Source organism: uncultured Thermosynechococcus sp. (assembly GCF_938074695.1).
GTDB lineage: Bacteria > Cyanobacteriota > Cyanobacteriia > Thermosynechococcales > Thermosynechococcaceae > Thermosynechococcus.
Map to the genome: position 1 here is coordinate 1 of NZ_CALJEM010000046.1, position 10,757 is coordinate 10,757.

Here is a 10,757-nt window from a genome sequence, read left to right on the forward strand (position 1 = left end):
TCCGACGGCAGCTTGAGTACAAGGCAGCGATGCGTGGCGGGCAGGTGGTGGTCGTTGATCGCTTCTTCGCCAGCAGCAAGAGCTGTTCGACCTGTGGGTACGTGCTTGATGTCTTGCCGCTGTCAGTGCGTGAGTGGACATGCCCTAAGTGTGGTGCAATCCACGACCGCGATGTGAATGCAGCGAAGAATATCTTGGCATATGGACTAGCCATCCTAAGTGGCTCTACGGCGAGTTCCGCCGGATGTAAAGCCTGTGGAGAGGAAGGCGCTGGCCGCTACCAGACGGTAGCAGCGAAACCGGCCTCGGTGAAGCAGGAAGCAAGCAGCCCCGTAGGGGTCTTAGCAAGTAATGTCTAGATTTGCATAGGTATTGCAGAACGGTGTCTAAACCAAAACATGGGCGGGCGATCGCCGGTCAAAGGGGCCAGTTCGACGGCCGGGGCGCGGGGAACGACCATTCAATGGCTCAAGGTGCAGCCGATAACCGACATTGCGCACGGTTTGAATCAGGCGCGGCTGCTGGGGATCCACTTCGATTTTCTTACGCAAAGATAAGATATGCGTATCCACCGTGCGGGGGTTCTCAATACTTTCTGGCCAAGCTCGCCGCAGCAACTCCTGACGACTTAAAGGCGTGCCTCCCATTTGGGTGAGGACATAGAGTAAACTAAATTCCTGCGGTGTCAAATCCACCGGCACATTGCGAACCACCACTCGCCGCTGCACTAAGTCCACCTGTAACTCACCCAAATTCAGGACACTCGGTAAATAGGGGCGTGCTCGCCGTGCCAAGGCCTCAACTCGAGCAAGAAATTCCTGCATCCCAAAGGGCTTGGCCAAGTAATCATCGGCACCTGCCCGCAGCGCTGTCACCACATCCGCTTCCTCCTCGCGGGCAGAAAGAACCAGAATTAAAGGAGTACCTTGATAGTGAAGCCAGCGGCATAGTTCCAAACCTTTGCCCTCCTTCAAATCCAGATCTAGAACGACTAGATCGGGATGCCGCAGTTGAAACACTTCCTGCCCCTGTTGACAGTCACCGGCAAGATGAACGATGTGCCCCACCTGCTGTAGGTGCCAGCCAAGGAGAGAACGCAAGTGGGGGTTACTTTCAATAATTTCAACGTGCATCACCATGAAGACATCCCCACAACAACAGCGGAGTAAAGAGATTGGGTTCTATATCTTTGGGAGAATTTGTAAGAAGAGACAACGGAAGGGCAATGGCTAATCAATTGAATGCTAATCTAGCAAATTTAATACCTATGATTTCGTAACGACTAATACTTTAGGGTTTTTTCTTGTTCCCAATGTAGAAAATTCTGCTGCTTCTATGAGTGACACAATAAAGTGAGATTTCTAAACAAGCGGTATGGCTGTACCGATTCTTGAACTTTCGGCCGCTGACGGTTCACGACAGCAAATTCAATTGGGGCGCGATCGCCTGCTCATTGGTACCGACCCCCAAAGCCAAGTAATTCTGGTTGGCGAGGGGATTTCCCGCCACCATGCCTTAATTATTCCAAAGGAGACGGGTTATGAAGTGGCGGATCTGGGCAGCGCCAGCGGCACTTTTTTGAATGGCACGAAGCTGCGGCCCCGCACTCCTGTGACTCTCAAGGCGGGCGATCGCCTGCAAATTGGGGACTTTGAAGCCATTTTTGATCCCGACGGCATGGTGACAACGCAACTACCGAGCACCGTGGTCATGGGGGCTGCCAGTACGCCGATTTTGCAGGTGGCGACACCCCACTGGTTGCAGGAGTTTCCGCTGCTGAAGGAGGAACTGGTTCTCGGTCGAGATCCGAAGGCGGACATTCCCATTGACCATCCTTTTGTCTCTTTTCACCATGCCAAGCTGGTGCGATCGGGGAATCACTACAAAATCGTTGACTTGGGCAGCAAAAACGGCCTCCACTGGCGCGGCACAACGATTAGCGAACACACCTTGGCACCGGGGGATGTGATTCATGTGGGGGAATCTCTGCGCCTGACCTATTTGTTGATGCCCGCCACCCAAGTTGTCGAGCAAACCCGCCCCCTGCAACTGCGCGATCGCCAGCAGATTCGCCTTGGCCGTGACCCCAGCAACGATATGGTGCTGGATCATCCTGTGGTCTCGCGGTTTCATGCCCGCCTCTACCTTGAGGAAGGACAATGGTACATTGTCGATCTCGACTCTGCCAACGGTACTTTCATCAATAACCAGCGCCTTGAACCCCGCAAACCCGTGCCCTTACCCACGGGTGCTTTGGTGCGGATTGGCCCCTACAGTTCGCTTTTTACCCCCGACGAAACCATTGTTCCCCACAACGACAGTGGTAACCTGCGCCTCGATGCCATCCACCTCAGCAAAACCACTGCCAAGGGAGCAAAGCTCCTGCAAGATATTTCCCTTTCAATTTTGCCCCGTGAGTTTGTAGCAATTGTTGGTGGCAGCGGTGCCGGTAAATCAACGCTCCTCGATGCTCTCAATGGCTTTCGTCCTGCCACGGGGGGCACCGTACTCGTCAACGGCCATGATCTGTACCGCTACTTTGGCACCTATCGCACCCAGATTGGCTATGTGCCTCAGGATGACATTATCCACAGCGAGCTAACCGTGGCTCAGGCCTTGGACTATGCAGCCCGACTGCGCCTACCCGCTGATTTTAGTGAAAAAGAGCGACAGGAACAGGTGAACCGCGTTCTTCGGGAACTGGAGTTAACCGCTCGCCGGGATGTCTTGGTTAAACAACTTAGTGGAGGCCAGCGCAAACGAGTATCCATTGGTGTGGAATTGCTCACCCGCCCCAGTTTGTTTTTCTTGGATGAGGCCACCTCTGGCTTGGATCCGGGGACGGAAACACAAATGATGCGGCTGTTGCGCCAGTTGGCGGATCAAGGGCGCACGATTTTACTCGTTACCCATGCCACCAAGAACGTGATGCTCTGCGATTTGGTGGTGTTTTTGGCACGGGGCGGCCACCTTGCCTACTTTGGGCCACCGGACCAAGCCCTCAGTTATTTTGATGTTCAAGATTTTGATGAAATTTACCTCAAGATTGAAAGCGAACCCAATCCAGCGGTCTGGCAGCAACGCTATCGCCAGTCCCATCTGTACCAAACCTATGTGGTGGAGCGGCAGCGCCCCCTCAATGTGGATACGGCGGCAACACGGCAAATCCAACCCCAACGTCCGAAAACCACAATTCCGCAGGTGGCACCGTGGCGGCAGTGGTGGATCCTCACCCAGCGAAACTTAGCCATTTTGCGACAGGATCGGGCGGCACTCATTCTCATGCTTTCTTTGGCACCGATTTTGGGAGCCTTGGATTTTGTTCTCTGGAAGCCCACGATTCTCGATCCGAAGCAGGGGGATGCAGGGCAGGCATTTACGATGGCCTTTGTCACTGTGTTGATTGCGGTGATGGTGGGCAGCTTAGCCACGATGCGCGAAATTGTGAAGGAACTGGAGATCTATCGCCGTGAGCGGATGGTGGGATTGGGGCTGTGGCCCTATATTTTCTCAAAGCTTGCTCCGGCGGTGGTGCTGGCCCTGTACCAAGCAGCGATCTTCTTGGCGATGAAGTTTTGGGCAATCGATCTTAGCCTCGGTTTTGGGGCGATCGCTGGCTTGTATTTAACCCTTTTCCTGGTGACCTTTGGCGGCATGGTGATGGGGCTACTGGTCTCTGCCCTCTCACCAACTCAAACCGTAGCTCCCCTGTTAACAATTCTCTTTTTGGTGCCGCAGATTACGTTTGCCGGCGCCATTATTCCCCTGAAGGATCTAGGGGATGTGGGCAATCTGATCAGTGATGTGACGTTGACCCGCTGGAGTTATGCCAGTGTGGTATCCCTCTTCGGCTTTGGTCAGGAGGTGGCGCGGGATGCCTGCTGGCAGCAAACAAAATCTGAACGGCAGAAACTGAGTCGTCAAGCCCTAGAGCTGTGTCCCTGCTTTGACGAGAACCTCTTTCGACGTTGCCGCTTTCCGGGGGTGCGCAAGGAATACCACCCTGCGGTGGATGAACCTGAACCCCCACGCCCTCCTGACCCCGGCGATCCGCCAAGTTTGCCCAATTCGGTCTTAGAGTTTAATCAGGCCTATCGCGATCGCGTCGAGGAGTACAATCAACGGGTCAAGGACTATCAAGCAGCCATGGAGCGCTGGCAGGATACATTTGCCCGCTGGAAAGAGCAGCGAGGGCGGGCGATCGCCAGTGGCGAAGCCCTCATTGATCGCTTTTGGAGTCTTCAGGGGCACACCTTTAACGCTAATGTTACCGCCAATAACCTGCGCTTGGGGGGCATTATCGCCCTGATGCTGGGGCTAGTGGGGGTCTTTCAAAAACGCAAGGATGTTCTTTAGGCTACGAAGTGCCCAAAGGCTCGGCTCACTGCCCCTAACGCCATGTCAATCTCCGCAGCACTGACAATCAAAGGTGGGACAAAACGCACCACCTTGGGCCCTGCCGGCACCAGCAATAGCCCCTCCCCAATGGCCGCCTTTACAACCTCCGCAGCGGTCAGGGGGATGTCGGGGTGCAGTTCGAGACCGTTGATCAGCCCCCAGCCGCGCACTTCAGCAATGAGGTGAGGATAGGCCGCTTGGAGTTGACACAGTCCTGCCCGCAGTTGCTGCCCGCGATCGCGCACATTTTGCAGAAGATTCTCTTTTTCAAGGGTTTCGCACACCGTGAGGGCTGCCGCCGTGGCCAAGGGGTTACCACCAAAGGTGCTGGCATGATCCCCCGGCTGAAAGACGGCACAAAAATCCTTGGCAATCATGGCCCCAATGGGAATGCCCCCCGCAAGACCTTTGGCAGTGGTGAAAATATCCGGCTCAACACCGAGGGTTTCGTAGCCCCACAGGGATCCGGTGCGACCCATGCCCACTTGCACCTCGTCAAAGATGAGAAGAATGCCCTTGTCGGTGCAGAGTTGGCGAACCTGCTCAAAATAGGTGCGATCGCCGGGGCGAACTCCCCCTTCCCCCTGTAAAGGTTCTAAGAGAATAGCTGCCACTTGGGGTTGAGGGTGATCCAAGGAAGTCACGAGAGCTTCCAGGGCGCCAAAGTCGTTGTAGGGCACATAGGCAAAGCCCGGCACCAAGGGGTCAAAGTGCTGCTGGTACTTCGGCTGACCCGTCGCGGTAAGCGTGGCGAGGGTGCGTCCGTGGAAGCTGGCCTGCGCCGTAATGATGATTGGGCTATCAATGTGGCGCACGGTATGGGCGTATTTACGGGCCAGTTTAATCGCGGCTTCGTTGGCTTCAGCCCCGGAATTACAGAAAAACACGCGATCGCCACAGGAGTGCGCCACCAACCACTGCGCCAGTGCCCCCTGCTGGGGAATGTAATACAAGTTTGAGACGTGGTGCAGCGTTTGCATTTGCCGACTCACCGTCTCCACCAAAGCTGGATGGGCATGACCGAGGGTACAAGTGGCAATTCCCGCCACAAAGTCCAAATAGCTGCGGCCTTGATCATCCCAAACGCGGCAGCCTTCCCCGCGCACGAGCGCAATGGGAAAACGGCCATAGGTGGTCATCACCACTTGGTCAAAGGCATCGGTTCTGAAGGACGTTGGGGGAGCAGTAACCATTAACCTTTGGATTCACAGCAAAAGCTTCCTGCTATCCTAGCATCTCCCTCTCCCTGTGGCAGAGGAGTTCAGAGTCTTTCTATAATTAGTGCCTGTTGACCCCTAAGGATTGCTTCGGTACACTACACCTAGTATTTAGCCATTGCATCCTGCCCCTATGGTGCAAAATCCTCCCCGTCTCCAAACCGGCTTCCCCGCCACAGTCCTCACAGCCTATCCCGTGTTTTACCGCACCTACAGCCGCCAAAACGAAGCAGGTGAGCGGGAGACGTGGCAACAAGTGTGCGATCGCACCCTCCAAGGCCTGCAGGAAGTGGGGCACCTCACCGCAGCAGAAGTGGCGCTTCTGAGGGAAATGCAGCAGGACTTGAAGGCACTGCCCTCTGGCCGTTGGCTGTGGGTGGGGGGAACTGATTGGGTGCGCCAACCGCAGAACTTTTCCGGTGCCTACAACTGCACCAGCACCAATGTGGTGGACTGGGAGTCCTTTGGCCTGATGATGGACTTGGCCATGCAGGGCTGTGGCACAGGTGCTGTCCTTGAGCAAAAATACATTTCCCAGTTGCCGCCCATTTGCAATCGCCTTGAGGTAACTGTTGTCGGCCAGATTGGTCAAACCCCCAAGGCAGCGCGCCAAGAGCAAACCACGGTGACCCTCATGGGACAGACCTGCCACATCAAAGTGGGAGATAGCCGCCAGGGCTGGGTGAAATCTTACCAAACACTGCTTGAACTGGCGAGCAACTCGCAACTGGGGGGAGCCGTGCAGGTGATCATTGACATTAGCGATGTGCGCCCCACAGGAGAGCAACTCAAGGGGTTTGGCGGGGTTGCCAATCCTGTGAAACTTCCCGACCTGTACCACCGCTGTGCCGCACTGTTGAATGCAGCAGTGGGTCGCCAATTGACCTCGGTGGAGTGCTGTTTGCTAATTGATGAGGCAGCCGTTGTGGTCGTGGCTGGCAATGTCAGGCGATCGGCGGGTATGCGTCAGGGGGCAAGTGATGATCAGGCTTTTGCCCAAGCCAAGCAAAATCTCTGGCAGCAGGATGAACAGGGCAATTGGCGCATTGATCCAAAGCGCGATGCGCTGCGCATGGCCAACCATACCCGTGTCTTTCACACCAAGCCTACTCTTGAAGAATGCATCAATGCGGTGCGCAGTCAGTTCTATTCAGGGGAAGGAGCCATTCAATGGGCAGGGGAAGCCGTAGCCCGTGCCAATGCGGATATTTTGGTTAGCCCTGAGCAAAAGCGCAACTTTCTAGAAGCCTATAGCCGAGGAGAAGGGAGAGCCTATTTGCAGTCTCTACTTGCGGATGTAGGGGAGAAAGAACTGACCCATCGCTTGGCTCGCTATGGTCTTAATCCCTGTGGTGAAATTATCGGCAGTGACTTCCACTGCAACCTTGCGGAAATCCACCTCAATCAAATTGATCCAGCCGACACCTTGACCCAAGAAAAAGCCTTCAGAGCCGGCGCGCTTTCAGTTGCGGCTCTCCTCAACCATCGCTTTACTGTCGATCGCTATCAGTACTCCCGTACCGTTGATCCCATTGTCGGTGTCAGCTTTACTGGACTCTTTGATTTCTTTGTCCAGGCCTTTGGCGTGCCATGGCTGGAATGGTGGGCCGCAGGACGACCCAATACAGCTCAAGGGCAGGAGTTCAAAGCCCAAGAAGCCGACTTTTTGCAACGCTGGCGACACATTGTCCATGAGGCCGTCTGGGAGTATTGCGATCGCCACGGCCTGAAACGCCCCAATCGCTGTACCACCGTCCAACCCTCCGGCACTAAATCCCTGCTAACGGGTGCCTCCCCTGGCTGGCATCCCCCCAAAGCCCAACGCTTCATTCGCCGAATTACGTTCCGCAAAGGCGATCCGGTGGCCATGGCCTGCTATGACTTTGGTTACAACATCATCCCCTCCCAGTCCGATAAAGATGAAACTGGGAAACTTCTTGACGATCCCTTTGATCCGCGGTGTACGGAGTGGCTGGTGGAAATTCCCGTTGCCGTTTCTTGGGCCGATCTGCCGGGGGCAGACGCGATTGATATTAGCCAGTTTTCCGCCTTGGCGCAGTTTGACTTCTATATGCAGGTACAGCAGCACTACACCACCCACAACACCAGTGCCACTATTGAGCTGCGGGAACATGAAATAGAACCCCTTGCGAACGCTATTTACAACGCTATTCAAGAGGATCAAGGGTATATTTCTGCTGCCCTATTGGCCCGTTTTGATGCCCATGAAACCTTCCCGCGTCTGCCCTTTGAACCCATTAGCAAAGAACGCTACGAACAGGAAGTTGCGGCTGTGGCGCGGCGCAAGCGCGTCAATGATTTTCACGAGGCCCTCTCCCGCTATACTCAGCCCCTCATGGAAGCAGGCCCTGCCGGCTGTGACTCCGATAAGTGTCTGAGGTCTTAGGAGAAGGGGGCAAACTCGCCCCTCTATTTAGGTAACTTTGTAAACCAATTCTTCTTAGCGCGATCAAGCTGCCCCTGAACCATACCAGAAACAATACTAAAGTCTGCCCCAGAAATATCGGCACCTGTAAAGTTTGCTCCTGAAATCGAGGCATCCAGAAATTTGGCTCCCCTTAAATTTGCCTTTGTAAAGTTGGCCTGCACCAAATAGGCACCGCAAAAATTGGCATCGCTGAGGTTAGCGCCTTGGAAATTGGCTTCCCGTAAAACGGCATTGGCAAGGATACAGCCCTTCAAATCTGCATTTGTAAAATTGGCATTGGCAAAGTTGGCACCCGACAGATCCGCATTGCGGAGAACCACATTGGAAAGATCCACATCTACAAAATCCCGCTCTCCCCGTTTGTAAGCTGTCAGAAGTTGTGACGCTGTCATCCGTGGCGTGACTTTAGCGCGTAGGTGTTGACCCGAGCCTGTGCCGACAACGGGCGGCCCCCCCGCTTGAGTTCCGGTCGTTCGCAATTGTCGCAATCGAGCTGCTTGGGCATTTTGGCTCACAAAGGAAGCATAGCTAGCGCGCTGAGTTGTCTTTGGAGTCCGAGGCCTGCCTTGACTAGGCGGAGCTGAGAGGGCATTACTGAGATCGTCATCCTCTGGGGCAACGCTAGGGATAGCTGCAGCGGATGTTTGCTTGGACCCCAAGAGTTGTAAATCTGCCAAGACATCCATGGCACTTTGATAGCGGTTTTTCACCGCATCCTCCAGCATTTTGTCAAGGAGAGCAGCAAACTCAGGGGAGATAGTTTTGACGTACCGCTTCCACTGCCATTCACCGGTGCGTGGATCCCGTTCAATCTCCTTGGGTGATTTACCGGTGAGGAGATAAATACAGGTGACACCCAGGGCGTAAATATCGCTGGCATAGACGGGGCGCATCGCCATCTGCTCTGGCGGCGCATACATGGGAGTGCCCACCGCAAAGCTAGTAAATGTAGAAAGCTCTGGCGCATTTTCTATCATTGCCTGGGTCACTTTGTCTTTGACGGCACCGAAGTCAATGAGTACCAGTCTTTTATCAATATCGCGACGGATGAGGTTGGCGGGCTTAATGTCGCGGTGAATCACCCCATTTTTATGCAGGTAATCGAGGATGGGGAGCACCTCCTGCAAGACCTGCTTTACCTCCTCTTCGCTCTTGGATCCAAAGCGCTTGACCTCCTGTTGAAGCGTAAGACCCTCCACATATTCTTGGACTAAATAGAATTCATCTCCATTTTCAAAATAATTAAGCAGACGTGGCAGTTGGGGGTGGTTGCCAATTTTGCCTAGGGTGGTTGCTTCCCGCAAAAAGAGTTCCCGCGCCATCGCCAAGATATGGGGTGCAGTGGCAGCGGGCCGCAATTGTTTAATCACACAACTGGGGTTGCCGGGTAGTTTTGTATCAACAGCAAGATAAGTCGTTCCAAATCCTCCCCGCCCTAAGACTTTAATTGCCTTGTATTGATCATTCAGCAACAGTTTGCTGCCACAGGCTTGACAAACCTCTACATCGTCAGGGTTGTCTGGTTTGACACAGTTCGGGTTTAAGCAGTAACTCATAGGCAGCCAAGGAGATGAACAGCAGGTTCAACAGGAAGGGAAGGAGGATAGGATACCCCGTTTTAGGTCAAAGCTTACAGGTAATGTGCCCCCACCGCTAGGATGATTCAGTAGTTTCGACAGGACGACTCCGTACTTCTACGATACTCTTTTTTCTTTGCCTTACCCTATCCGTAAAATTACGGAAGTTTGACCCAGCGGGCGGCACGCCCCGCCGTTTGGGGGGTTAAGGATAGGGCAATCGGCACAGCCGTTCTATAACTTTGCTGTCGGCCACCACCACGCCGACCTACGGCAGGACATGCCGGAAGCGACGCCTGGGGAGATATGAGCAGCGGATACGCCCTCGGCCTAGGAATCTACCAAAGCGACTTAAGCTGGGCTTGAGCGCCGCAGGAATCCCCGGCCGGGGGGGATGTCAATGTTTTGAGGGTTGTCTCCCAGCCTTGTGAAAAGCGCCTTCGTTATGATACAAGGGTAGCACTTCATCATCCCTGCTGTGGCTTTGGCTATGACTTCCCTTGTAACACCTGATTCTAAAAAGTCCCTGTGGGATCGCCAGCAGGTTTTAGCATGGCTGACGGAAAATGTGCCGGCACCCCGACTCCAACATATCCTGCGGGTAGAGACGATGGCGGCGGAGCTGGCTCTACACCACGGTTTGGATGTGGATCGCGCCGCTTGGGCTGGATTATTACATGATTTGGCGAAATACTTTCCCCCGCAGCGGTTGTTAAGGATGGCACAGGAGGCGGGGCTACCTATTACGGACGTAGATGCAGCAGATCCCCACTTGCTCCATGCCGATGTGAGTGCCTTGGTGGCGCGGCAACAGTTTGGTATTACCGATGAGCAGGTTTTGGCAGCCGTGGCCAATCATACTTTGGGTCAACCGGGCATGGATGCCTTAAGTTGTGTCGTGTTTCTGGCGGATAGCTTGGAGCCGGGGCGGGGTCAGACAGCGGAGCTAGAGGAATTGCGCAGGGTAGCTCAGCGAAATTTACAGGAGGCGGTGTGGCGGGTGTGCGATCGCACGCTGTTGTGGCTGATTGATCAGCATCGCTTAATTCATCCGCGCATGATCCTCACCCGCAACTGGGCAATGCAGGTGGCGCCAGCAAAACCGAAAAAGAGTGA

At 54.5% G+C, this 10,757-nt stretch carries 7 protein-coding genes; 4 read left to right on the forward strand and 3 right to left on the reverse strand.

Annotation, left to right across the window (positions count from 1 at the left end):
- A partial coding sequence (locus Q0683_RS07510) for a zinc ribbon domain-containing protein (protein WP_298977072.1) occupies positions 1–359 on the forward strand: 359 nt, incomplete at its 5' end.
- Between the two features lie 27 nt (positions 360–386).
- Here the strand turns inward: Q0683_RS07510 and Q0683_RS07515 are convergent.
- Positions 387–1,139 (reverse strand): response regulator transcription factor, encoded by a 753-nt coding sequence (locus Q0683_RS07515; protein WP_298977074.1) that lies wholly within the window; start codon positions 1,137–1,139, stop codon positions 387–389.
- A 235-nt stretch (positions 1,140–1,374) separates the two neighbouring features.
- Here Q0683_RS07515 and Q0683_RS07520 point away from each other — a divergent pair, with 235 nt between their 5' ends.
- A complete protein-coding gene (locus Q0683_RS07520; protein ID WP_298977076.1) occupies positions 1,375–4,356 on the forward strand; it encodes an ABC transporter ATP-binding protein/permease in 2,982 nt (993 codons plus the stop codon).
- Here the strand turns inward: Q0683_RS07520 and Q0683_RS07525 are convergent.
- Positions 4,353–5,591, reverse strand: coding sequence for an aspartate aminotransferase family protein (locus Q0683_RS07525; RefSeq protein ID WP_298977078.1), 1,239 nt, complete (start codon positions 5,589–5,591; stop codon positions 4,353–4,355). The genes Q0683_RS07520 and Q0683_RS07525 overlap by 4 nt on opposite strands.
- 157 nt (positions 5,592–5,748) lie before the next feature.
- Between Q0683_RS07525 and nrdJ the strand changes: the two genes are divergently transcribed.
- Positions 5,749–8,022, forward strand: a complete 2,274-nt coding sequence (gene nrdJ / locus Q0683_RS07530) for a ribonucleoside-triphosphate reductase, adenosylcobalamin-dependent (protein WP_298977080.1) — start codon at positions 5,749–5,751, stop codon at positions 8,020–8,022.
- A 23-nt stretch (positions 8,023–8,045) separates the two neighbouring features.
- Here the strand turns inward: nrdJ and Q0683_RS07535 are convergent, their stop codons facing one another.
- Entirely contained in the window at positions 8,046–9,620 is a 1,575-nt protein-coding gene (locus tag Q0683_RS07535) for a serine/threonine-protein kinase (RefSeq protein WP_298977082.1), read from the reverse strand.
- 511 nt (positions 9,621–10,131) lie between these two features.
- Here Q0683_RS07535 and yqeK point away from each other — a divergent pair.
- Positions 10,132–10,757: bis(5'-nucleosyl)-tetraphosphatase (symmetrical) YqeK (yqeK, locus tag Q0683_RS07540; RefSeq protein ID WP_298977084.1), on the forward strand; the 626-nt coding region annotated here is incomplete at its 3' end.